The organism is Pseudomonas mediterranea CFBP 5447 (assembly GCF_000774145.1).
Classification (GTDB): Bacteria; Pseudomonadota; Gammaproteobacteria; order Pseudomonadales; family Pseudomonadaceae; genus Aquipseudomonas; species Aquipseudomonas mediterranea.
The window spans coordinates 55,756-78,867 of record NZ_KN322985.1 but is presented as its reverse complement, the minus strand read 5'-3'; the positions used below and the strand labels follow the sequence as shown (position 1 = coordinate 78,867).

The window sequence follows — 23,112 nt, the reverse complement described above, 5'->3', positions numbered from 1 at the left end:
TCAGTCTGGCCGGGTTTTTTCATACGCAAACAAGGAGGTCATCGATGCCCTTTGCATCCCTTGACGGACAACCGCTTCATTACCTGGACCAGGGCCACGGCCCGGTGGTGCTGCTGGGCAGCAGCTATTTGTGGGACCACGGCATGTGGGCGCCGCAGATCGAGGCGTTGTCGCGGCATTACCGGGTGATTGCCCCGGACCTGTGGGGCCACGGTCAATCCGGACGTTTGCCCGAGGGCATGTCCTCCCTGGACGACCTGGCCCGCCAGGTCCTGGAATTGATGGACCACCTGGACATCGATCGCTTCAGTCTGGTGGGGCTTTCGGTAGGCGGAATGTGGGGGGCACGGCTGGCGTTGATGGCTCCGAAACGGCTCCAGGCGCTGGTGTTGATGGACACTTACGTGGGCGTCGAGCCGGAACCGACGCGCCTGTATTACTTCTCGCTGTTCGACAAGATCGAAGCCGGCGGCAGCATTCCCGAGCCGTTGCTGGACATTGTCGTACCGATCTTCTTCCGGCCAGGCATCGATCCGCAGTCGCCGCTGTACCGGCAATTTCGCGCGACACTGGCCGCGCTGCCGGCTGACCGCCTGCGTGACAGCATCGTGCCGTTGGGGCGAATCATTTTCGGCCGCGACGATATCCTGCCGCGCCTGGGTGAACTGGATGCCGGCGGCACCTGGGTGATGTGCGGTGACCAGGACAAGCCACGGCCACCTTCCGAGTCTCTGGAGATGGCCGGGTTGATCGGTTGTCCCCATGTGCTGATCCCGGAGGCGGGGCACATTTCCAACCTGGAGAATCCTGGGTTTGTAACCGAGGCGTTGCTGGAGTTTCTGCGTAGCTGACCCTCTGCAATCGCGAGCAGGCTCGCTCCCACAATGGCCCGGTGTTGGCAGGTCAATGTGGGAGCGAGCTTGCTCGCGAAGAGGCCAGCCCGATCTACATCACTTCGGCCCGAGAATCTTCACCAGTTTGTCCGGCGATGGGGCGCCTTGTTGCTGTTGCAGCTCGCCTTTGTCATCCAGGTAGAAAATCGCCGGGGTGGCGGACAGCTCCAGTTCGTCCATCAACTGCTGGTTGGCGTCGAGCTTGGCCTGGACGGCGGGCGGTATGTCCTTGAGGGGTTTGAGCGTGCTGCCCTTGCCGGATTTTTCATGGTCCTCCAGGGCTTTTTGCGGGTCCTTGGCCGCCAGCAACGCGGCGGATTTCCCGGGGCTGTCTTCGCGGATGATGCCCACCATGATGTGGCGCAACTGCACCTTGCCGGCCTTGACCCACGGCCGGGCCTGCTCCCAGAACATGTTGCAGTACGGGCAATTGGGGTCGCTGAACAGGTACACGATACGCGGTGCGTCCTTGCTGCCGTCGGCGATCCAGTTGCTCGCCTCCATTTTTGCCCATATTTCCTTCGCCATCGGTGCGTAGACCAGTTTCTGCAGCGGCTCGGCGCTCAAGTCCTTGCCGTCGGCGTCGTACAGGTTGCCGAGCAGGACGTGCTGGCCGTCCGGGGTCAGGTACAGCGCCATGCCGCGGTTCTGGTATTGCGCCGCGTAACCGCGCAGCCCGTCCGGTGCCTCGAAGGTGCCGACGATCTTCGCGCCCTTGGCTTCGATTTTCTTGATGGCTGCCGGCAGTTCTTCGGCTTGTAGCAGCGGCGCTTGCAACAGCGCCGTGGCGACGGCCAGCGTCAGCAGGTGGCGGAGGCGGGGCATGGCGGTTTCCTTGTGGCGGGGTGGGGCGCCGTGGTTGAACCCGGCGTTTCGAAATTTTCCAGGGCGCGGGCCAGGCTGGCTTCCGACAGTTCACCCAGGTGACTGCCCAGCAGGCGGCCGTCGGCGCTGTAGAACAATGTTGTTGGCAGCGCCATGGAGCCTACGGCCTGGCCAAGGCGACCACTGCCGTCGAACAAGACATTGTCCAGGCTCAGGCCCTGGGTGGCGAGGTAGGTGCTGACGCTCTGCATGCTTTCGGCCTGGTTGACGAAGAGGAAGGTCAGGTCCGGACGCTGCTGCTGGGCTTCTTCCAGTACCGGCATTTCTCGCCGGCAGGGCGGGCACCAGGTGGCCCAGAGATTGACCACCAGGGGGCCGCCCTGATAATCGGTGAGTTTCACGGTCTGTCCGCTGGCGTCGCGCAGGTCGATGTCCGGCAACCGGGTGCCTTGTTCATAGATCGTCAGCGCCATCGTCGCCACCAGCCAGAACAGCAGGCCGCTGCCGACGCCGAACCCCAATGGCCGGCGCAGGGCCGGTCGACGTCGAGCCCACAGCCAAGTCCCGATGACCAGCGCCACGATGCCAGGCCAGGCCAGGAAGCCACCGTCGCGCAAGTCGACGATCTGCCACGGATCGTCCTGGTAATGGTTCCAATAGGTGACGACAAAGCTGATCCGTGCGGCCAGGAGACCCACCAGAAAGAGCACGAACAGCACCGACTCGGGGTTCTCGCCACCGCGCTTGGCTACCCGCCAGCCTACGAAGGTCGCCAGTGCCAGGGCACTGATCAGCAGCAAGTGGTTAAGGGCGATGGCAAAGGTACCCAGGGTCAATGTCAGCATCAGTTCGCGTCCCGGGTACTGTTCCAGCGTTCCAGGAAACCCTTGGCGTCGACTTCCCCGGTGATGCGCCGGCTGCGGCGCTCTTCACCATCGGCGCCGATCCACAGCAGGCTCGGCGGCCCGGGCACCTGGTAACGGCTCAGCAGTTCACGGCTGGCGGCGTTGTCGGCGGTCACGTCGAGGCGCAGCAGGCGGACATCCTTCAGGGCGTTCAATACTTCGGCGCGGCCGAACACCTGTTTCTCCATGATTTTGCAGGACACGCACCAGTCGGCGTAATAATCCACGAGCACCCATTGGCCCTGGGCCTTGGCCGCGTCCAGTTCCCGTTGCAGGACAGCGGGTTCGCGGATCGTGACGAAGGCGTCGTGGGCGCTGACGGTCGCGCCGCCCTGGGCGCCGGTGTAGACCTTCAGGGGCTGGAAGAAATCATCGCTACCACCGGCAGCACCCACCAGCAACGCGCTGCCCCACAGGCCAAACAGCAATGACGCGCTGCCGCAGGCATAGGCCATGCGGCCGAACCCTTCGGTCTGGCGCCAGGCGCTGTAGGCGGCGATCAACAACAGCACGCCCCACAGTCCGATCCACAGCGAGCCGTCGATGATCGGGCGGATCATCAGTAGCGCGGTGCCCAGGAACAGGAAACCGAACACCCCCTTGACCAGATCCATCCAGGCGCCGGGCTTGGGCAGGAAACGGTTGCCTACGGTCACCAGCAGCAATAGCGGCAAGCCGATGCCCACGCCCATGGCAAACAGGATCAGGCCGCCGTGCAGCGCGTTACCGCTCTGGGCGATGTACAGCAGCGCGCCGGCCAGCGGGGCGGTCATGCATGGACCTACCAGCAGGCCGGACAGTGCGCCGAGAATTCCGGCACCCACCAGGCTGCCGCCGCGGCGCTGACGCCCGGCATTCTCCAGGCGGTCGCGCAAGGCGGCCGGCAACTGCAATTCGAAGAAACCGAACATGGGCAGCGCCAGCACCACGAACACCGCGGCGAAGGTGCCCAGCAGCCACGGCTGTTGCAGCAAGGCCTGGAGGTTGGCGCCCAGCAGCGCGGCGAGCACCCCCATGGCGGCATACACCAGGGCCATGCTGATCACATAGCTGCCCGCCAGGGCTAGGCCGCGTCGAGGCCCGGCGCCGCTACCGACGACCAGGCCGGCGAGGATCGGCAACATCGGCAGGGAACACGGCGTAAACGCCAGCAACAGTCCCAGGCCGAAGAACACCAGCAGGCTCCAACCCAAGGCCCGTTGCTGCAGGCCGCTGGCCAGGGCCTGGTCCGGCGCTTCGCCCTTGGCCGCCGCAGAGCTATTGCCGCCCAGGTCGACCACCTGGGTCTGGGGTGGGTAGCACAGCCCGGCATCGGCACAGCCCTGGAAACCCACTTTGATCTTGCCGGTGGCGCCCGCCGGGATCTTCAGTTCCAGTGCCTGGCGATAGACCTGTTGGTCGCCGAAAAACTCATCGCTGTGGGCTTCTCCCGCCGGAAGCTTGGGTTTCTGCGCGTCGGCCAGGCCGTCGAATTTGAGGCGCTGCTGATACAGGTAATACCCATCGGCGATCTGCCAGAAGAGCTGGGTCTCACCGGAATCCAGGCGTTCGGAAGTAAACACGAAGGCCTTTTCCACCGGCAGGAAATCGGGTTTGGTTTCGAAGGGATTGGCGGCCTGGGCCAGGCTCGAAATCAGCAGCAGCCACAGCAAAAACAATCGACGCATGGATAAAGCCTTAGAACGAAGCGAGTGGAAAGCACGATGGCGGCTGGCGATTAACCGTCGATTAAACGGCGAGGGCCGATGGCGCAATGATCGCCCATGTTTGCCGCACTCGTCGCATAATGTCGGCTTAATCGGCCGGCGGCCTAATGTACCTTTTTCCACGAGGCTTACCATGCGCGTACTGGTGTGCGAAGACGATGAACTGATCGCCAGCGGGATCGTCGCCGGTCTTACGGCCCAGGGCCTGACGGTCGAGCATGTCGGGTCGGCCTCGGCGGCGCGGGCGATGATCGGCGTGGCCGAGTTCGATGTCATGGTGCTGGACCTGGGGTTGCCCGATGAGGACGGCCTTAAACTGCTCAAGCAATTGCGCCAGCAAGGGCTGGAGATTCCGGTGCTGATCCTCACCGCGCGGGATTCGGTGACCGATCGGGTCGACGGTCTGCAAGCGGGGGCCGATGACTATCTGCTCAAGCCCTTCGACCTGCGCGAATTGGCGGCGCGCCTGCACACCCTGCTGCGACGCGTGGCGGGTCGCAGCGTCAACCTGATCGAGCACGGTCGCTTGACTTACGACCCCAGCAGCCGTGAAACCCTCCTGGACGGTCAGCCGGTGGATTTATCCCGGCGTGAGCAATCACTGCTGCAGGCACTGTTGCACAGCCGTGGCCGGGTGCTGTCCACCGAGCAACTCAAGGACAGCGTGTACGGTTTCAATGACGAACTGGAAAGCAACGCCCTCAACGTCCATATCCATCACCTGCGGCGCAAGCTCGGCAACGGGATTGTCGAGACGGTGCGCGGACTGGGTTATCGCCTGGGACCGGCCGATGGCGGAGAACCTTCCAAGTGATGAGCCTGCGATTGCGCCTGAGCCTGACCCTTGGCGCGGCGTTCACCCTGATCTGGGCCCTGGCGGCGGCGTGGATGCTCAGCGATCTGCGCAACCAGATGATGTTTTCCCTCGACCAGCGCCTGGTGGCGTCGGCGCGGATGGTCGCCGGTCTGCTGGAGCAGTTGCCGTCGCTGCCCAGCAAGGGCGAGGGCACGCATTTCAGTGCCGAGCAGTTGAGTATTCCCGGTGGCATGGCCTGCCAGGTCAGTTCCTTGCGTGGCGAAATCCTCGCCCGTAGCCACGGCACCCCGGAACAGGTCCTGGAAGCCGAGAAAATGGGTTTTCACGATCAGATGATCGACGGCGCGCCCTGGCGCAGTTTCACCCTGGCCCGGGGCGATGTGCGCATCACCACCGCCGACCGCCAGATCGAGCGGGAAGCGCTCAATATGTCGATCCTCTTGGCTGCCTCGGTGCCGGTGGGTGTGGCGTTGCTCGGTTGCCTGTGCCTGCTGTGGCTGGGTATCGGCCAGGGCCTGGCGCCGCTCAATCGCATGCGCGATGCGCTGATGCGTCGCAATGCCGACTCCCTGGAGCCCTTGCAGATCCATCCGTTGCCCAGCGAACTGCGCCCCCTGCTGGAGACGCAGAATCAGCTGTTCCAGCGCATCGGCAAGACCATCGAGCGCGAGCGCAGGCTGACCGGCGACGCGGCCCATGAACTGCGCAGTCCCTTGACGGCCATCAAGACCCACCTGCAGGTGGCGCGCATGACCGAAGGCGCCGCGCGCGACCAGTCCCTGGCCAGGGCCGAGGAGGGCGCCGACCGGTTGCATCGCACCCTCGAACAGTTGCTGCTGCTGGCTCGGGTGGAGGGCAGCCTGTCCTTCGACGACGGGGTGCAGTGCAACGCCGAGCAGGTCGCGCGGCTGGCGATCCAGGATGCGGCCGGCGGCGATCCCGGGCGAATCAGGCTACAGGTATCTCCAGGGGTTTCCGATGCACCGGTGCAGATGCCGGCGGTGCTGTCCATCGCCGCGCTGCGCAACCTGCTGGATAATGCGCTGCGCCATACCCCGGAAGGTACCGAGGTGGAGCTGGGCCTGGAAATGATCGGCCAGCGGGTGCGTTTCCAGGTCCGCGATCACGGTCCTGGCATTGCCGCCGACGATATCCAGCACCTGACCCAGCGCTTCTGGCGCAACGGCCAGAGCACCGGCTGCGGCCTGGGGTTGGCGATCGTCCAGGCCATTGTCCAGCGATGTGGCTGCAGCCTGCATTTCGACAGCCGTCCGGATGGGCTGCGGGTGGAATTGACGATGCCGGTGCAGGCGCAGGTTCGGTAGCTGGCTGCTCGAAGCTTCCTGCAATCATTCCCATTGGCGCCCCCGGCTTATCCGGGTCTATGTTTTTTTCAGCTCGACTCAAGGACTGAGGAAAACAGCGACAATGGACACCTTCATCGAAATCAGCACGGCCGCGCCCGGCGATGCCGGCATCATCAGCCGGATCGCCGAGCGCTCCATCCGGGTCGGTTGTGCCGCAGAGCACCGAAACGACCCGCGCGTCGTAGCCGCCTGGATCCGTACCAATGCCACTACGCGTATTCGCCCCTGGCTGCTCGACCCGCGGTTACGCCTGACCCTGGCGCGTCTGCATGGACGGCCGGTGGGCGTTGCGATGGCTTCGGTCAGTGGTCGGATCGCCTTCTGCTACGTGCAGCCGGAGTGGTTTCGGCGCGGGGCCGGGCGGGCGCTGGTGCAGGACATCGAGGCGTGGTTGTGTGGGCGCGGGCTCGCCCAGGTACGCCTGAACAGCACGGGTACCAGTCATGGGTTCTACCGCCGCCTGGGATTTGAGCAAAGCGCCAAGGCCTTTGCCATCGGCGGTATCGCCGCCATTGCGATGCACAAGTCACTGGGCGGGCAGTTGAAGCATTGACCCAGGATTTCCGCGAATCCCTTGTGGGAGCGAGCCTGCTCGCGATAGCGGTGGATCAGCCTATTAGAAGTCGGCTGACACACCGCTATCGCGAGCAGGCTCGCTCCCACAGGTATTGTCTCTGCGGCTACTTGAACCGCCGCTCCACGCCTTTTTCCACCAGGATCTTCGCCGAAATCTCCTCCACGGAAAAATGCGTGGAGTTGATGTGGGGGATATTCTCCCGTCGGAACAGGTTTTCCACCTCGCGCACTTCGAACTCACACTGGGCGTAGCTGGAATAGCGGCTGTTGGGCTTGCGCTCGTTGCGGATCGCGGTAAGGCGATCCGGGTCGATGGTCAGGCCGAACAGCTTGTGCTGGTGGGCGCGCAGGGCGCTGGGCAGTTGCAGGCGCTCCATGTCTTCTTCGGTCAGCGGATAGTTGGCCGCACGGATGCCGAACTGCATCGCCATGTACAGACACGTCGGTGTCTTACCACAACGCGACACCCCCACTAGGATCAGGTCGGCCTTGTCGTAATAATGCGTGCGGGCGCCGTCATCGTTGTCCAGCGCGAAGTTGACCGCCTCGATCCGCTCCATGTAATTGGAGTTGTGGCCGATGGAGTGGGATTTGCCGACCGAGTAGGAAGAATGCTCGCTCAGCTCCTGCTCCAGGGGCGCCAGGAAGGTAGAAAAAATGTCGATCATGAAACCATTGGACGTTGCGAGAATCTCACGGATGTCCTGATTGACGATGGTATCGAAGATGATCGGGCGAAAGCCGTCGGTTTCGGCGGCTTTATTGATTTGCTGTACCATCGCCCGCGCCTTGTCGACGCTGTCGATGTACGGACGTGTCAGCTTGGTGAAGGTAATGTTTTCGAATTGCGCCAAAAGGCTTTGGCCCAGGGTTTCGGCGGTAATGCCGGTCCCATCGGAGATAAAGAAAGCAGATCGTTTCATTTGCGCCTTGGGCCTTAAGCTAGTGACGATTCTTGGATATGATAGGCGCGATTTGTTGGCCGCCAGTGGCCAGCATTCTCACTTATTTTCCAGGTCCAGGCCATATCGCCGGCCAACGCTCCCCAGGAGTCGCCGGTGCCTTGAGCTTTTCCAACACAGTTAGTGGAGAGATCACCTTGGTAGAGTACGTAGTTTCCCTCGATAAGCTCGGCGTCCATGATGTGGAGCATGTGGGGGGCAAGAACGCATCCCTGGGCGAGATGATCAGTAACCTCGCCGGTGCCGGCGTATCGGTGCCGGGTGGCTTCGCCACGACAGCTCAGGCTTATCGTGATTTCCTGGAACTGAGCGGCCTGAACAAACAGATCCACGATGCGCTCGATGCCCTGGACGTCGACGACGTCAATGCCCTGGCCAAGACCGGTGCCCAGATCCGCCAATGGATCATGGAAGCCGAATTCCCAGAGCAACTGAACAGCGAAATCCGTACCGCTTTCGCCAGGCTGTCCGAAGGCAACCCCGACATCGCTGTCGCCGTGCGTTCCTCGGCCACCGCCGAAGACTTGCCGGATGCTTCCTTCGCCGGCCAGCAGGAAACCTTCCTGAACATCCGTGGCGTGGAAAACGTCATCCGCGCCGCCAAGGAAGTCTTCGCCTCCCTTTTCAACGACCGTGCCATTTCCTACCGCGTGCACCAGGGCTTCGACCACAAGCTGGTCGCCCTGTCCGCAGGCGTGCAGCGCATGGTCCGTTCCGAAACCGGCACCGCCGGCGTGATGTTCACCCTCGACACCGAGTCGGGCTTCCGTGACGTGGTGTTCATCACCGGCGCCTACGGCCTGGGTGAAACCGTCGTCCAGGGCGCGGTGAACCCGGATGAGTTCTACGTCCATAAAGGCACCTTGCAAGCCGGTCGTCCGGCCATCCTGCGCCGTAACCTGGGCAGCAAGGCCATCAAGATGATCTACGGCGACGAAGCCAAGGCCGGTCGTTCGGTGAAAACCGTCGATGTGGACAAGGCCGAGCGCGCCCGTTTCTGCCTGACCGACGCCGAAGTCAGCGAGCTGGCCAAGCAAGCCATGATCATCGAGCAGCACTACAAGTGCCCGATGGATATCGAATGGGCCAAGGACGGTGACGACGGCAAACTGTACATCGTGCAGGCCCGCCCGGAAACCGTGAAGAGCCGCACCCAGGCCAACGTCATGGAGCGCTACCTGCTCAAGGAAACCGGCACCGTGCTGGTGGAAGGTCGTGCCATCGGCCAGCGCATCGGCGCCGGCAAGGTGCGGATCATCAAGGACGTCTCGGAGATGGACAAGGTCCAGGCCGGCGACGTACTGGTTTCCGACATGACCGACCCGGATTGGGAGCCGGTGATGAAGCGCGCCAGCGCCATCGTCACCAACCGTGGCGGACGTACCTGCCACGCGGCGATCATCGCCCGTGAGCTGGGTATCCCGGCGGTGGTGGGCTGCGGCAATGCCACCGAACTGCTCAAGGACGGCCAGGGCGTGACCGTTTCCTGTGCCGAGGGCGATACCGGCTACATCTTCGAAGGTGAGCTGGGCTTCGACATCAAGAAGAACTCCGTGGACGCCATGCCGGAGCTGCCGTTCAAGATCATGATGAACGTCGGCAACCCGGACCGTGCCTTCGATTTCGCGCAGTTGCCGAACGCCGGCGTGGGCCTGGCCCGCCTGGAGTTCATCATCAACCGCATGATCGGCGTGCACCCCAAGGCTTTGCTGAACTACAGCGGCTTGCCGCCAGAGATCAAGGACAGCGTCGACAAGCGCATTGCCGGCTACGACGACCCGGTCGGTTTCTATGTCGAGAAACTGGTGGAAGGCATCAGCACCCTGGCCGCAGCGTTCTATCCGAAAAAGGTCATCGTGCGCCTGTCGGACTTCAAGTCCAACGAATACGCCAACCTGATCGGCGGCAAGCTCTACGAGCCGGAAGAAGAAAACCCGATGCTGGGCTTCCGCGGCGCTTCGCGCTACATCAGCGAAACGTTCCGTGACTGCTTCGAGCTCGAATGCCGCGCCCTCAAGCGCGTACGCAACGACATGGGCCTGACCAACGTCGAGATCATGGTGCCGTTCGTGCGTACCCTGGGCGAAGCGAGCCAAGTGGTCGACCTGCTGGCGGAAAACGGCCTGGCCCGTGGCGAGAACGGCTTGCGTGTGATCATGATGTGCGAACTGCCATCCAACGCGATCCTGGCGGAAGAGTTCCTCGAGTTCTTCGACGGTTTCTCCATCGGCTCCAACGACCTGACCCAGTTGACCCTGGGCCTGGACCGCGACTCCGGAATCATTGCGCACCTGTTCGACGAGCGGAATCCGGCGGTCAAGAAGCTGCTGGCCAACGCCATTGCTGCGTGCAACAAGGCTGGCAAGTACATCGGCATCTGCGGCCAGGGCCCTTCGGACCACCCGGACCTGGCCAAGTGGCTGATGGAGCAGGGCATCGAAAGCGTGTCGTTGAACCCGGACTCCGTCCTGGAAACCTGGTTCTTCCTGGCTGAAGGGCAGGGCGCGGTTTGATCGAGTAAAAGGGACCTCACCGGTAATGTTTGCCGGGTAATTCCTGTGTGGGAGCGAGCCTGCTCGCGATTGCGGAGTGTCAGTCGATATTGATTTTGCTGACCCACCGCGATCGCGAGCAGGCTCGCTCCCACGGTCGTCTTTTTTTTGTGCAAGAGCATTATGCAAAGCAGCAGCAACCTCTTTCCTGTCGCCCTGATCAGCGCCGAGCGGCGCGGTGATCTGAGCGAAGACGTCTACCGTTTGAAACCCGGCAACAGCCCGGACTACAGCGTCGAGCTGGCGGTCACCCGGTTAGGCATGGCTGACGGCGCCGAAGCCCGTGGTGTCCCCGTGATCCTGTTGCACGGCAGCTTTTCCAACCGGCGCTTCTGGTATTCACCCAAGGGCCTCGGCCTTGGGGCATACCTGACACGCCTGGGCTTCGATGTATGGATCCCCGAGATGCGCGGCCATGGGCTGTCCCAGCGCAACCAGAACTATCGCAACAATCGTGTAGCTGACTACGCCCGCTACGACTTGCCGGCCATCGGCGCCTTTGTGCGCGAACAGAGCGGGCAAGTGCCGCACTGGATCGGCCATTCCCTGGGGGGCATCACCCTGGCGGCAGCGTTGGGCGGCCAATACCTGGGCGAACCAGCCGTAGCGTCGGCGGCGTTCTTCGGCACCCAGGTCAGCCGCACCTACTGGCCGCTGAAAATTCCACCGGTGGAGTGGGGCGGACGCTTCATCCTCAAGCGTTTCGCGCAGTTGTCCGGCTCCCGGCTCAAGCGCGGTCCGGAGGACGAGCCCATCGGCCTTGCCCTGGAGAGCATGCGTTGGTACGGCTTGTTCGGCCGTTTCGGCGATGCCGAGAAGGACTGGTGGGCGGGCCTGGCCGAGGTGCAGGTGCCGGTACTGGCGGTGAGCGCCGCTGGCGATCACCAGGACCCGACCTGGGCTTGCCGCAAACTGTTCGAGCAGCTGGGTTCCGAGCGCAAGCGGTTTGTCTGCCTGGGCCGGGAGCACGGCTTCGGTGACGATTTCGGTCATGTCGAGATGCTGGTCAGCAAGGCTGCGCATGCGGAGGTCTGGCCTCTGGTGGCGCGTTGGCTGGAGGAACAGAGCATGCCTTTGCCGGCAACCCTGCCGGATCTGGCCGAGGCGGTGTGAGCAAGGGCATTTCGCTTCAGTCGGCTTGCGGCTAAGATATGACGCGTTAAACGGTTCCGGTCACAAACGGTTGCTCATCCAGTCTGACGTTCCAATCTCCCAGGAGTTGTTCGATGAACCATTACCTCACGCCCGACCTGTGCGACGCCTATCCGGACCTGGTGCAGGTGCTGGAACCGATGTTCAGCAATTTCGGCGGCCGCGATTCGTTTGGCGGTGAAATCGTGACCATCAAGTGCTTCGAGGACAACTCCCTGGTCAAGGAGCAGGTTGAACTCAAGGGCAATGGCAAGGTACTGGTCGTCGACGGCGGCGGCTCCCTGCGCCGCGCGCTGTTGGGCGACATGCTGGCCGAGAAAGCCGCGAAAAACGGTTGGGAAGGGTTGGTGATCTACGGCTGCATCCGCGACGTGGATGTCATCGCCCAGACCGACCTCGGTGTCCAGGCCCTCGCCAGCCATCCCATGAAAACCGACAAGCGCGGTATCGGTGATCTCAATGTGGCCGTGACCTTTGCCGGCGTGACGTTTCGTCCGGGCGAATATGTCTATGCGGACAATAACGGCGTGATCGTCTCGCCAAGCCCGCTGAAAATGCCTGAATGAAGCGTCAAAGCCGTAAGGGATGAGGATGTTCGAGGAAGAAAACGCGCAATGGGGATTGGTGCATGCCCTGGTGCTGGACGGTAAAGGCGGCGCGCGTTCGATTGCCCGGACCGAGCTCGACGCTCTGCAGTTGCAGGCGCACGAAAGCCTGTGGCTGCATTGGGATCGCAGCCATCCGCAGACCCATACCTGGTTGCGTAAATCCAGCGGATTGAGCGAGTTCAACTGCGATCTGCTGCTCGAGGAGAACACCCGGCCACGGCTGTTGCCGCTGCCCGAAGCCGAGCTGCTGCTGTTCCTCAGGGGTATCAACCTCAACCCGGGCGCCGAGCCGGAAGACATGGTCTCGGTGCGGATTTTCGCTTCCGCCCAGCGGGTGATTTCCCTGCGTCTTCGTCCCCTGCGTGCCACCGATGAGCTGTTGGCGCACCTGGCCGAAGGCAAGGGGCCGAAAACCGCGTCGGAACTCATCCTTTATATGGCGCAGTACCTGACCAACAAGGTCCAGGATCTGGTTTCCCAGCTCTCGGAAATCGTCGACGGCGAAGAGGAAATGCTCGATGCCGACGAACGGTATACCCCCGAGCACGATGCCATCTTGCACATTCGTCGCCGGGCCGCCGGACTGAAGCGGTTCCTGGCCCCGCAGCGAGATATTTTCGGCCAGATGTCGCGCATCAAACTGCCCTGGTTCGTCGAGGACGATGGCGATTACTGGAATGAATTGAACAACAGCCTGACCCGCTACCTCGAAGAGCTGGAATTGACCCGGGAGCGCGTGGGGCTTGTGCTGGAGGCTGAAGACCGGCGCCTTTCCGTGCGCATGAACCGGACGATGTACCGTTTCGGCATCATCACCGGGATCTTCCTGCCGATGAGTTTTCTCACGGGCCTGCTGGGCATCAATGTCGGCGGTATTCCATTCTCCCAAAGCCCTTATGGCTTCCTGGTCGCGTGCCTGCTGATGGTCTGCGTGGCGCTGGGGCAGTGGTGGTTGTTCCGTCGTCTGCGCTGGGTGTAACAGGTTTCATGTGACCCGACGAAATTTGATCGCGTCTTTCACAGACATCACGAGAGGTGCGTATGCACGATCCGTTTGAACAGTCTTTGCGCGACATGCTCAAGGCCTCGCCGTCCAGCCGGGATGACGATGCCTGCTTGGGGCGTGTGCTGAAAACCGCCAACCGCCAGGTCGGCGCGGGCGATCTGTTCAGCCTGCTGGGCCGTTGGCTGCCCGCGCTGATGATCGCCTTGAACAACGGGTCGGCCCATGTCTCGCCGGTTTCCCGTCGTAAACCTGTTACCCGCACCGCTGATAAGGCTGATTGAATATGGAACTGAATCTCTGGACCCAGAGCCTCGTCGCGGCAATGACTGCGCTATGGACCAAAGTGGCCAATTTCATCCCGAACCTGTTCGGTGCCCTGGTGGTGGTGCTGTTGGGGTTCGTCGTGGCCAAGTTGCTGGACACGCTGCTGTCCAAGCTGTTGGCCAAGCTGGGTCTGGATCGCCTGATGGGCGGCACGGGCCTGACCAAGCTGCTGTCCCGTGGCGGCATCCAGGTACCGATCTCGACCCTGGTGGGCAAGATTGTCTACTGGTTCGTGCTGCTTATTTTTCTCGTCTCTGCGGCTGAGTCCCTGGGCCTGCAGCGGGTTTCGGCCACCCTCGACATGCTTGCGCTGTACTTGCCCAAGGTGTTCGGGGCGGCCCTGGTGCTGCTGGTTGGTGTACTGCTGGCTCAACTGGTCAATGGGCTGGTGCGCGGCGCAGCCGAAGGTGTCGGGCTGGATTACGCCTCGGGCCTGGGGCGCATCGCCCAGGGCCTGGTGATCATCATCAGTATTTCTGTCGCGATCAGCCAGTTGGAGGTCAAGACCGACCTGCTCAACCATGTGATCGTGATCGTATTGATTACCGTTGGTCTGGCGATCGCGCTGGCCATGGGGTTGGGAAGCCGGGAGATCGCCGGCCAGATTCTCGCGGGAATCTATGTGCGTGAGCTGTATGAAGTTGGGCAACAGGTGCGGGTTGGAGAGGTCGAAGGCCAGATCGAGGAGATCGGCACGGTGAAGACTACATTGCTGACCGAGGAGGGCGAACTGGTGTCGCTCTCCAATCGGATCCTGCTGGAGCAGCATGTGAGTAGCCGCTAACCCGGCAAACTCTGCTAATGTATGCCGCCGCAAAATGCCTGCTACCGCAGGCTGCGGCGCACATTGACCTAGACCGTCGGCCCGACTTGTTTTGAACAAACCCCAATCGCTGTCCACGCGCTATGACCCCCGTGATCTCTCTGATGAGGAGTTGGTCGCGCGCGCGCATACGGAGCTGTTCCACGTAACACGTGCTTACGAAGAGTTGATGCGCCGTTACCAACGTACATTATTTAACGTCTGTGCACGTTATCTAGGGAACGATCGCGACGCTGACGATGTCTGTCAGGAGGTGATGTTGAAGGTGCTGTATGGCCTGAAGAACTTCGAGGGGAAATCGAAGTTCAAGACATGGCTATATAGCATCACGTACAACGAATGCATCACACAGTATCGCAAGGAACGGCGAAAGCGTCGCTTGATGGACGCCTTGAGCCTTGACCCTCTCGAGGAAGCGTCCGAAGAAAAGGCGCCCAAGCCCGAGGAAAAGGGTGGACTCGATCGCTGGCTGGTTTATGTGAACCCGATCGACCGTGAAATTCTGGTGCTACGATTTGTCGCAGAACTGGAATTCCAAGAGATCGCAGACATAATGCACATGGGTTTGAGCGCGACAAAAATGCGTTACAAGCGCGCTCTCGATAAGCTGCGTGAGAAATTTGCAGGTACTGCCGAAACTTAAGTTCGGCGCAAATATCTCTTACGTGTAGGCAAGTTCTGATAGACTTGCCGCCGAGTTGTCCCCCGGTTTGCGGGACTGCTTCACAATCACCAGATGGGGATTTAACGGATGAAACTGAAAAACACCTTGGGCTTTGCCATTGGTTCTCTTATTGCCGCTACTTCGTTCGGCGCGCTGGCACAAGGCCAAGGCGCAGTTGAAATCGAAGGCTTCGCCAAGAAAGAGCAATTCGACAGCGCTCGTAACTTCAAGAACAACGGCAACCTGTTCGGCGGTTCGGTTGGTTACTTCCTGACCGACGACGTTGAACTGCGTCTGGCCTACGACGAAGTGCACAACGCACGTTCCGACGACGGTCGTAACATCAAGGGCGCCAACACTGCACTGGACGCTCTGTACCACTTCAACAACCCAGGTGACATGCTGCGTCCGTACGTCTCGGCCGGTTTCTCCGACCAGAGCATCGGTCAGAACGGCTCCAGCGGTCGTAACCGTTCGACCTTCGCCAACGTTGGCGGCGGCGCCAAGCTGTACTTCACCGAGAACTTCTACGCCCGTGCCGGCGTTGAAGCTCAGTACAACATCGACCAAGGCGACACCGAGTGGGCTCCAAGCGTCGGTATCGGTGTGAACTTCGGTGGCGGCTCCAAGCCTGCTGCTGCTCCAGTTCCAGCTCCGGCTGAAGTCTGCTCCGACAGCGACAACGACGGCGTGTGCGACAACGTCGACAAGTGCCCTGACACCCCAGCCAACGTTACCGTTGACGCTGATGGCTGCCCGGCTGCTGCTGAAACCGTACGTGTTGAGCTGGACGTGAAATTCGACTTCGACAAGTCGGTCGTCAAGCCAAACAGCTACGGCGACATCAAGAACCTGGCTGACTTCATGAAGCAGTACCCAGAAACCACCACTACTGTTGAAGGTCACACTGACTCCGTCGGTCCTGACGCTTACAACCAGAAACTGTCCGAGCGTCGTGCAAACGCCGTTAAGCAGGTTCTGACCAACCAGTACGGTGTTGAAGCATCCCGCGTTAACTCTGTTGGCTACGGCGAAACCCGCCCAGTTGCTGACAACGCCACCGAAGCCGGTCGTGCTGTTAACCGTCGTGTAGAAGCGCAAACTGAAGCTAACGCTAAGAAGTAATTAGCCACAGCTTTGGAAAAGCCCGGCTTATGCCGGGCTTTTCTTTGCCTGCGATTTACCCAAGGCGAAATGCAAACCTTGTGGGAGCGAACTTGTTCGCGATGGCTATCGGTCAGTTACATCGATATTGGCTGGGCCACCGCTATCGCGAGCAGGCGCGCTCCCACAGGCCCTGTGCCCGATACAGAACCACCGCACACCGCAGTCCCTTGTGGGAGCGAGCCTGCTCGCGATAGCGGTGGGTCGGCTTGCGACAATGTTGAATACCGCCACCATCGCAAGCAAGGGCGTTGTTACAGGGCTGAGGCCTGGCGCCATTCGGATGGGGACGTTGCCAGTTCCGCAGCGCCGGCCACTGCGCCGATAACCAGGATCGCCGGGCTCTTGAGCTGAAACGCACTGGCGTCGGCCTCCATCGAAGCCAGGTCGCTACGGCAGTCCCGTTGATGAGGCAGGGAGGCATTCTCGATCATGGCCACGGGGGTATCCGCTGCCAGGCCACCGGCCAGCAGTTGCTCGCGGATCTCGCTCAGTTTCGCCACCCCCATATACACCACCAAGGTCGTCCCGCTTTGCGCCAGGGCTTGCCAGTTCAGGCTGCTGTCATCCTGGGTGTGGGCAGTGATCAGCGTCACGCCCCGGGCGATGCCGCGCAAGGTCAAGGGAATATCGCACTGGGTCGCTCCGGCCAGCCCGGCCGTGATGCCATTGACCAGCTCCACTTCGACGCCATGCTCGCGCAGCCATTGCGCTTCTTCGCCGCCCCGGCCAAAGATGCACGGGTCGCCGCCCTTGAGGCGGACCACGCATTTGCCCTGGCGCGCATAGCGCAGCATCAGCCGATGGATGAAGGCCTGTGGCGTAGAGCGGCAGCCGCCGCGCTTGCCCACGGCGATGATGCGGGCACCTGGGCAATGTTCCAGCACCGCCTCGTTGACCAGATCGTCGATTAACACCACGTCGGCTTCGCGCAGGGCGCGAACGGCCTTGAGGGTCAGCAATTCGGGGTCGCCAGGACCCGCACCCACCAGCCAGACTTTTGCGTTCATAGTGTTTTCCTCACGAGAGAGCGGCCATCGGTTGCGCAGTGGCAACCAGCAGGCGCTTGATTTCCGGTACGCAGGAGCCGCATTGCGTGCCACAGCCCAGTTCCTGTCTCAGCCCTTGCAGATCCAGCCCTCGTTCAATGCCGGCGCAGATTGCACGCTGGCTGACGTTCAAGCAGTTGCACAAGGTCTTGCTGCCGCCTGCCGTTGCGCCGGCATTGCCCGGTGGCGCACTCAACGGCGCCAGCAGCCAGCGGCGCAGCTGTTCATCGGCACGCCCCTCCTGCCACAGGTTCTGCAACCAATGGCGGGCGAGGGTTTCGCCGGCCAGGCGGATGGCGGTGATACGGCCGTTTTCGATCCGCACCCGTTTACCGATGGCGCGACGGGGATCGTCGTAGGCCAGCACCGGCCCGTCGATCAGTCCCAGTTGTTCATCGATCGCTTGTAGCAGTGCGGGGTCAGGTGCTTCGGCGCTGGCGGCGCGAATCAGCAGCGCAGGACGTTCACGGCCGGTCAGGCTCAGGCTGACGTAGGCAAACGCCTCACAGAGCGGACGCAAGGTCTCCAGATGCTGTTGGACATCGTCCTCGATCAGGGCGAAAAGCTGCCAGGGCAGGTTCACCGGTTCCAGGCGCACGCCGCTGTGCTTGAGCTCCGGTTGTTTCGACAGCGGATCGAAAGCCGGCTGGGTCAGGGTATTGACCCCACCCTTGAGGAAGCGGTCGCCCCAGTGCATCGGCAGGAACGCCTGGCCGGGCCGCACGCTTTCGTCGCTGTCCACGGCCACGATCACCGCGCCACGACGGCTCTTGAGGCTGACCAGGTCGCCCGGTTGCAGGCGCTGGCGCTGCAGCTCGTCGGGGTGCAGGCTGAGTACGGCTTCGTTCACGTGCCCGAACAACCGCGCGGCGGTGCCGGTACGGCTCATGCCGTGCCACTGGTCCCGCAGGCGGCCGGTATTGAGGGTCAACGGATAACGGGCGTCACGCAGTTCCCTGGCGGCGCGATACGGTTCGGCGAGGAACCGCGCGCGGCCGTTGTCGGTGGGGAAAACCCCATCGACGTACAGGCGGGCCGTTCCGACCGTGGCGCCATCCGGGAACGGCCACTGCTGGGGACCGAGCCGATCGATCAGTTCATGGCTGATACCCGACAGGTCGAGATCCAGTCCACGGGTCAACTGCTTGTATTCGTCGAACAACCGGGCGGGTGTGTCGAAGGCGAACAAGCTGGGCTGGCCCGGCCGCAGACGTTTCTCCAGACGTTGGGCGAAATCCACGGTAATGGCCCAGTCTGGTCGTGCTTCGCCTGGTGCGTCGATGGCCCGGCGGACGTGGGAAATGCGGCGTTCGGAGTTGGTCACCGAACCTTCCTTTTCGCCCCAACTGGCCGCTGGCAACAACAGGTCGGCAAACCCGGCGGTCTCGGTGGTGCGGAAGGCCTCTTGCAGCACCACGAACGGGCAGGCTTGCAGGGCGTCCCGGACCGCTGTCTGGTCCGGCATCGATTGAGCCGGGTTGGTGCAGGCGATCCACAAGGCCTTGATCTTGCCATTGCGCAGCTGCTCGAACAGCTCGATGGCGCTCAAGCCAGGGGTGGCGGGCAGTTGCTCGACGCCCCAGTATTCGGCGACTTCGGCCCGATGCTCCGGGTTGGCGGCTTCGCGGTGGCCCGGCAGCAGGTTCGACAGGCTGCCGGTTTCCCGCCCGCCCATGGCGTTGGGCTGGCCAGTCAGCGAGAAGGGCCCGGCACCCGGCCGGCCGATCTGCCCGGTGGCCAGGTGCAGGTTGATCAATGCACTGTTCTTCGCGCTGCCGGCGGTGGACTGGTTCAGGCCCATGCACCACAACGACAGGAAGCTGGGGGCCGTGCCGACGGCTTCGGCGCACTGATGCAGCTGCTCAACGCTGATACCGCACAGCTGGGCAACCATGGCCGGCGTGTAGTCGCGCACCAGGTTTTTCAGGTCCGCCAGGCCTTCGGTGTGAGCCTTGATGAAGTCGCGGTCGACCCAGTCTTCCCACAACAGCAGGTGCAGAATCCCATGGAACAAGGCGACATCGGTGCCCGGGAGGATCGCCAGGTGCAGGTCCGCCAGGTCGCAGGTGTCGGTGCGCCGCGGGTCGATGACGATGATCTTCATCTGCGGCCGGCGGGATTTGGCTTCTTCGAGGCGGCGAAACAGGATCGGGTGGGCGTAGGCCATGTTACTGCCGACGATCATGACGCAGTCGCTCAGTTCCAGGTCTTCATAGTTGCAGGGCGGCGCGTCGGCGCCGAGGCTGCGCTTGTAGCCCACCACCGCCGAGGACATGCACAGCCGGGAATTGCTGTCGATGTTGTTGGTGCCGACCAGGGCCCGGGCAAGTTTGTTGAAGGCGTAGTAGTCCTCGGTCAGCAATTGGCCGGAGATATAGAACGCCACGCTGTCGGGGCCATGTTCGGCGATGGTCTCGGCGAATACGCTGGCGGCGTGTTCCAGGGCGCTGTCCCAGTCGGTGCGGGCCCGGGCCAGGCCTTTGCCCAGGCGCAGCTCGGGGTACAGGGCCCGCGCGGCAAGATCGCCGGTCAGGTGCAGGGTCGAGCCCTTGCTGCACAGTTTGCCGAAATTGGCCGGATGGGCGGGATCGCCACTGACGCCGAGGATGCGCTCGTCGTCATGTTCGATCAGTACGCCGCAACCGACCCCGCAATAACAGCAGGTCGAGGCAGTGGTCAGGCGGTTCATCAGCTTGCATCCCTGAATGCCAACAGCACCCGGCCGTTCTCGACCCGTGCCGAATGATGATGGGCACACCCCACATCCGGCGCCTGGGCCTGGCCGGTCTCCAGGTCGATCTGCCAGTTGTGCAGCGGGCAGGCCACGCGCTTGCCGTAGATCAAGCCCTGGGACAGCGGGCCACCCTTGTGGGGGCAGCGGTCATCGAGTGCGAACACTTCATCGTCGCTTGTACGAAAAATCGCGATGTCGCCCTTCGGGCCATTGATGATGCGCGAGCCCAGGGCATTGATGTCTTCCAGCGCGCAGATATCCAGCCAGTTCATGCCGGCACCTCCAGGTTCTTCACGGGGATGACTTCAAACTCTTTCTTCAGCTGGGGTTGTTCCAGGCGTTGTTTCCATGGGTCCTGTTCCAGCGACAGGGAGAACTTCAGGCGCTCGTGAAGGGCCTTGCGCCGCACCGGGTCTTCGAGCACGGCTTTCTTGATGTGCTCCATGCCGACCCGCTGCATGTAATGCACGGTGCGTTCGAGGTAGAAGGCTTCTTCGCGGTACAGCTGCAGGAAGGCACCGTTGTATTCGCGCACTTCCTCGGCGGTCTTGAGCTTGACGAAGAACTCGGCGACCTCGGTCTTGATCCCGCCATTGCCGCCGATGTACATCTCCCAGCCGGAATCGACACCGATGATGCCCACGTCCTTGATGCCAGCTTCCGAGCAGTTGCGAGGGCAACCGGAGACGGCCAGCTTGACCTTGTGCGGCGACCACATGTTGAACAGGTCGTGTTCCAGTTCGATGCCCAGTTGCGTGGAGTTCTGCGTACCAAAGCGACAGAACTCGCTGCCCACGCAGGTTTTCACGGTGCGGATGGACTTGCCGTAGGCATGGCCGGACGGCATGTCGAGGTCTGCCCAGACACCGGGCAGGTCCTGCTTCTTGATGCCCAGCAAGTCGATGCGCTGCCCGCCGGTGACCTTGACCATCGGCACGCTGTATTTGTCGGCCACGTCGGCAATGCGCCGCAGCTCCGATGGCGTGGTCACACCGCCCCACATCCGCGGGACGACCGAGTAGGTGCCGTCCTTCTGGATGTTGGCGTGGGCACGTTCGTTGATCAGCCGCGACTGCGGATCATCGTGGGCTTCGCCGGGCCAGGTGGAAATCAGGTAGTAGTTCAGCGCCGGGCGGCAGGTGGCGCAGCCGTTCGGGGTGCGCCAGTTCAGGTAGTTCATGGTGCCGGCGATGGTCAGCAGGTGCTCGTCGCGGATCGCCTGGCGGATCTGGCCGTGGTTGAGGTCGCTGCAGCCGCAGATGGCTTTTTCGCTTTTCGGTTTGACGTCGGCCGCGCCGCCGACGGTGTTGATGAGGATCTGCTCGACCAGACCGGCGCAGGAGCCGCAGGAACTGGCGGCCTTGGTGTGTTTTTTCACGTCATCGACGCTGAACAGGCCGTGCTCCTGGATCGCCTTGACGATGGTGCCCTTGCACACGCCGTTGCAGCCGCAGACTTCGGCGGAATCGGCCATGCTCATGGCTTTGTCCTGGCCCTGGTGGCCGACGTCGCCCAAGGCATTTTCACCGAACATCAGGTGATCGCGGATTTCGCCGATGGCGGCGTTCTCACGAATCTGGCGGAAATACCAGCCGCCATCTGCCGTATCGCCGTACAGGCAGGCGCCGACCAGCACGTCATCCTTGATCACCAGTTTCTTGTAGACGCCACCGATGGGGTCGGACAGGGTGATGGTCTCGGTGCCTTCGCCGCCCATGAAGTCGCCGGCGGAGAACAGGTCGATGCCGGTAACCTTGAGCTTGGTCGAGGTCACCGAGCCTTTATAGGTGGCAAAGCCCAGTTGCGCGAGGTGGTTGGCGCAGACCTTGGCCTGTTCGAACAGCGGGGCCACCAGGCCATAGGCGGTGCCGCGGTGGTTGGCGCACTCACCGATGGCGTAGATGCGTGGGTCATAGGTCTGCATGGTGTCGTTGACCAGGATCCCGCGGCTGCAGGGGATGCCGGCTTTTTCCGCCAGTTCGACGTTGGGGCGGATGCCGGCCGCCATCACCACCAGATCGGCGGGAATGATGTCGCCGTTCTTGAACTGCACGGAACCGACCCGGCCATTGCCGGCGTCGTGGAGGGCCTGGGTCTGCTCGTTGAGGCGGAATTTCAGGCCACGGTCTTCCAGGGCGGTTTGCAGCAGTTGACCGCTGGTTTTGTCCAGTTGGCGCTCCAGCAACCATTCACCGAGGTGCACCACGGTCACGTCCATGCCCCGTAGCTTCAGGCCGTTGGCGGCTTCCAGGCCCAGCAGGCCGCCGCCGATCACCACGGCATGCTTGTGGGTCTTGGCGGTTTCGATCATCGCCTGGGTGTCGGCGATGTCACGGTAGCCGATCACACCATCGAGCGTGTGGCCGGGGATCGGCAGGATGAATGGCGTGGAGCCGGTGGCGATCAGCAGGCGATCGTACTCGGCCTCGGTGCCGTCTTCGGCAATGACCCGGCGCTTGACCCTATCGATCTCCACCACTTTGCGATTGAGCAGCAGGCTGATGTGGTTGTCCTGGTACCAGCTCAAGTCGTTGAGGACGATTTCTTCGAAGGTTTGCTCGCCGGCGAGCACGGGGGAGAGCAGGATGCGGTTGTAGTTGGTGTGGGGCTCGGCGCCGAACACCGTGATGTCGTACAGCTCGTTGCTCAGCTTGAGCAGTTCCTCGAGGGTTCGAACCCCGGCCATGCCATTGCCGATCATCACCAGTTTGAGTTTTTTCATCAGGGTTCTCCGCAAGCCCAGGCCCGGTTTCGTCACGTTTCATCACGGCGATCGGACTGGCTCGGCAATTTTCGAAAACAAAAAAAGGCGTCCCGCTAGTGTGCTAGCGAGGACGCCTTTGTCCTGGTCCCGTTCTCTCGGGAAGCACCGCCTTCATCGTTGGAGGCGTTGCCTTATGTCTGTTGAGAGAGGCTATGCAGCGGTTGTGCCAAGTGGCTCCGGGGCGCGGTTTTATTGAGGGGAGGGGCCTATACAGGCGCTGG

General features: G+C 62.3%; 20 protein-coding genes. 12 read left to right on the top strand and 8 right to left on the bottom strand.

What is annotated here, in order from left to right; translation table 11 throughout:
• Positions 1-44 precede the first annotated feature (44 nt).
• On the top strand, positions 45-851 hold the full coding sequence (locus tag N005_RS12590; protein ID WP_047701504.1) for an alpha/beta fold hydrolase: 807 nt from the start codon (positions 45-47) through the stop codon (positions 849-851).
• Positions 852-950: 99 nt separating this feature from the next.
• On the opposite strand, the gene dsbG is transcribed toward N005_RS12590, so the two are convergent.
• The 3 genes from dsbG to dsbD are packed head-to-tail and all read right to left on the bottom strand — an operon-like array spanning position 951 to position 4,290.
• The gene (dsbG, locus tag N005_RS12585; protein ID WP_047701503.1) at positions 951-1,718 is read right to left on the bottom strand and encodes a thiol:disulfide interchange protein DsbG; all 768 of its coding nucleotides are present in this window, start codon (positions 1,716-1,718) and stop codon (positions 951-953) included.
• Positions 1,694-2,563 (bottom strand): TlpA family protein disulfide reductase, encoded by an 870-nt coding sequence (locus N005_RS12580; RefSeq protein ID WP_047701502.1) that lies wholly within the window; start codon positions 2,561-2,563, stop codon positions 1,694-1,696. The genes dsbG and N005_RS12580 overlap by 25 nt, the downstream gene beginning before the upstream one ends.
• On the bottom strand, positions 2,563-4,290 hold the full coding sequence (dsbD, locus tag N005_RS12575; protein ID WP_047701501.1) for a protein-disulfide reductase DsbD: 1,728 nt from the start codon (positions 4,288-4,290) through the stop codon (positions 2,563-2,565). Before dsbD ends, N005_RS12580 begins: the two co-directional genes overlap by 1 nt.
• Before the next feature lie 172 nt (positions 4,291-4,462).
• Here dsbD and N005_RS12570 point away from each other — a divergent pair, with 172 nt between their 5' ends.
• From N005_RS12570 to N005_RS12560, 3 genes are all read left to right on the top strand, one after another.
• Positions 4,463-5,143 carry a response regulator gene (locus N005_RS12570; RefSeq protein ID WP_047701500.1) on the top strand — a complete coding sequence of 227 codons (681 nt, stop codon included), beginning with the start codon at positions 4,463-4,465 and terminating at the stop codon, positions 5,141-5,143.
• The gene (locus N005_RS12565) at positions 5,140-6,471 is read left to right on the top strand and encodes a sensor histidine kinase (protein WP_047701499.1); all 1,332 of its coding nucleotides are present in this window, start codon (positions 5,140-5,142) and stop codon (positions 6,469-6,471) included. Before N005_RS12570 ends, N005_RS12565 begins: the two co-directional genes overlap by 4 nt.
• A 103-nt stretch (positions 6,472-6,574) precedes the next feature.
• Entirely contained in the window at positions 6,575-7,066 is a 492-nt protein-coding gene (locus N005_RS12560) for a GNAT family N-acetyltransferase (protein WP_047701498.1), read from the top strand.
• Positions 7,067-7,193: 127 nt separating this feature from the next.
• On the opposite strand, the gene ppsR is transcribed toward N005_RS12560, so the two are convergent.
• On the bottom strand, positions 7,194-8,012 hold the full coding sequence (gene ppsR, locus N005_RS12555) for a posphoenolpyruvate synthetase regulatory kinase/phosphorylase PpsR (protein ID WP_042732259.1): 819 nt from the start codon (positions 8,010-8,012) through the stop codon (positions 7,194-7,196).
• 176 nt (positions 8,013-8,188) lie between these two features.
• On the opposite strand from ppsR, the gene ppsA reads away from it, so the two are divergent.
• The 8 genes from ppsA to N005_RS12510 all read left to right on the top strand — a co-directional run bounded on the left by ppsA (position 8,189) and on the right by N005_RS12510 (position 16,305).
• A complete protein-coding gene (gene ppsA, locus N005_RS12545; protein WP_047701496.1) occupies positions 8,189-10,564 on the top strand; it encodes a phosphoenolpyruvate synthase in 2,376 nt (791 codons plus the stop codon).
• A gap of 162 nt (positions 10,565-10,726) precedes the next feature.
• On the top strand, positions 10,727-11,716 hold the full coding sequence (locus N005_RS12540) for an alpha/beta fold hydrolase (RefSeq protein WP_047701495.1): 990 nt from the start codon (positions 10,727-10,729) through the stop codon (positions 11,714-11,716).
• A 113-nt stretch (positions 11,717-11,829) separates the two neighbouring features.
• Positions 11,830-12,321: a ribonuclease E activity regulator RraA gene (rraA, locus tag N005_RS12535; RefSeq protein WP_041021633.1), complete on the top strand. Its 492-nt coding sequence runs from the start codon at positions 11,830-11,832 to the stop codon at positions 12,319-12,321.
• A 25-nt stretch (positions 12,322-12,346) separates the two neighbouring features.
• Entirely contained in the window at positions 12,347-13,342 is a 996-nt protein-coding gene (locus N005_RS12530) for a zinc transporter ZntB (RefSeq protein WP_047701494.1), read from the top strand.
• Between the two features lie 62 nt (positions 13,343-13,404).
• Positions 13,405-13,650: a hypothetical protein gene (locus tag N005_RS12525; RefSeq protein ID WP_014337331.1), complete on the top strand. Its 246-nt coding sequence runs from the start codon at positions 13,405-13,407 to the stop codon at positions 13,648-13,650.
• 2 nt (positions 13,651-13,652) lie between these two features.
• Complete coding sequence (locus N005_RS12520) at positions 13,653-14,477, top strand: mechanosensitive ion channel family protein (protein ID WP_047701493.1); 825 nt, start codon at positions 13,653-13,655, stop codon at positions 14,475-14,477.
• Between the two features lie 91 nt (positions 14,478-14,568).
• Complete coding sequence (sigX, locus tag N005_RS12515) at positions 14,569-15,159, top strand: RNA polymerase sigma factor SigX (protein WP_047701492.1); 591 nt, start codon at positions 14,569-14,571, stop codon at positions 15,157-15,159.
• A gap of 108 nt (positions 15,160-15,267) precedes the next feature.
• Positions 15,268-16,305 carry an OmpA family protein gene (locus tag N005_RS12510; protein ID WP_047701491.1) on the top strand — a complete coding sequence of 346 codons (1,038 nt, stop codon included), beginning with the start codon at positions 15,268-15,270 and terminating at the stop codon, positions 16,303-16,305.
• A 293-nt stretch (positions 16,306-16,598) separates the two neighbouring features.
• Here N005_RS12510 and cobA read toward each other — a convergent pair whose 3' ends face one another.
• From cobA to nirB, 4 genes are read right to left on the bottom strand one after another with little or no spacing between them, the layout of a single operon-like run.
• A complete protein-coding gene (gene cobA / locus N005_RS12500) occupies positions 16,599-17,354 on the bottom strand; it encodes a uroporphyrinogen-III C-methyltransferase (RefSeq protein ID WP_047701489.1) in 756 nt (251 codons plus the stop codon).
• 10 nt (positions 17,355-17,364) lie between these two features.
• Entirely contained in the window at positions 17,365-20,082 is a 2,718-nt protein-coding gene (locus N005_RS12495; RefSeq protein ID WP_047701488.1) for a nitrate reductase, read from the bottom strand.
• Positions 20,082-20,399, bottom strand: a complete 318-nt coding sequence (nirD, locus tag N005_RS12490; RefSeq protein ID WP_047701487.1) for a nitrite reductase small subunit NirD — start codon at positions 20,397-20,399, stop codon at positions 20,082-20,084. Before nirD ends, N005_RS12495 begins: the two co-directional genes overlap by 1 nt.
• Positions 20,396-22,849 (bottom strand): nitrite reductase large subunit NirB, encoded by a 2,454-nt coding sequence (nirB, locus tag N005_RS12485; RefSeq protein WP_047701486.1) that lies wholly within the window; start codon positions 22,847-22,849, stop codon positions 20,396-20,398. Before nirB ends, nirD begins: the two co-directional genes overlap by 4 nt.
• Positions 22,850-23,112 lie beyond the last annotated feature (263 nt).

Coding starts and splice junctions, on each gene's coding strand:
- N005_RS12590 (WP_047701504.1), top strand. CDS start 45: ATGCCCTTTGCATCCCTTGACGGACAACCGCTTCATTACCTGGACCAG.
- dsbG (WP_047701503.1), bottom strand. CDS start 1,718: ATGCCCCGCCTCCGCCACCTGCTGACGCTGGCCGTCGCCACGGCGCTG.
- N005_RS12580 (WP_047701502.1), bottom strand. CDS start 2,563: ATGCTGACATTGACCCTGGGTACCTTTGCCATCGCCCTTAACCACTTG.
- dsbD (WP_047701501.1), bottom strand. CDS start 4,290: ATGCGTCGATTGTTTTTGCTGTGGCTGCTGCTGATTTCGAGCCTGGCC.
- N005_RS12570 (WP_047701500.1), top strand. CDS start 4,463: ATGCGCGTACTGGTGTGCGAAGACGATGAACTGATCGCCAGCGGGATC.
- N005_RS12560 (WP_047701498.1), top strand. CDS start 6,575: ATGGACACCTTCATCGAAATCAGCACGGCCGCGCCCGGCGATGCCGGC.
- ppsR (WP_042732259.1), bottom strand. CDS start 8,012: ATGAAACGATCTGCTTTCTTTATCTCCGATGGGACCGGCATTACCGCC.
- N005_RS12540 (WP_047701495.1), top strand. CDS start 10,727: ATGCAAAGCAGCAGCAACCTCTTTCCTGTCGCCCTGATCAGCGCCGAG.
- rraA (WP_041021633.1), top strand. CDS start 11,830: ATGAACCATTACCTCACGCCCGACCTGTGCGACGCCTATCCGGACCTG.
- N005_RS12530 (WP_047701494.1), top strand. CDS start 12,347: ATGTTCGAGGAAGAAAACGCGCAATGGGGATTGGTGCATGCCCTGGTG.
- N005_RS12525 (WP_014337331.1), top strand. CDS start 13,405: ATGCACGATCCGTTTGAACAGTCTTTGCGCGACATGCTCAAGGCCTCG.
- N005_RS12520 (WP_047701493.1), top strand. CDS start 13,653: ATGGAACTGAATCTCTGGACCCAGAGCCTCGTCGCGGCAATGACTGCG.
- N005_RS12510 (WP_047701491.1), top strand. CDS start 15,268: ATGAAACTGAAAAACACCTTGGGCTTTGCCATTGGTTCTCTTATTGCC.
- cobA (WP_047701489.1), bottom strand. CDS start 17,354: ATGAACGCAAAAGTCTGGCTGGTGGGTGCGGGTCCTGGCGACCCCGAA.
- N005_RS12495 (WP_047701488.1), bottom strand. CDS start 20,082: ATGAACCGCCTGACCACTGCCTCGACCTGCTGTTATTGCGGGGTCGGT.
- nirD (WP_047701487.1), bottom strand. CDS start 20,399: ATGAACTGGCTGGATATCTGCGCGCTGGAAGACATCAATGCCCTGGGC.
- nirB (WP_047701486.1), bottom strand. CDS start 22,849: ATGAAAAAACTCAAACTGGTGATGATCGGCAATGGCATGGCCGGGGTT.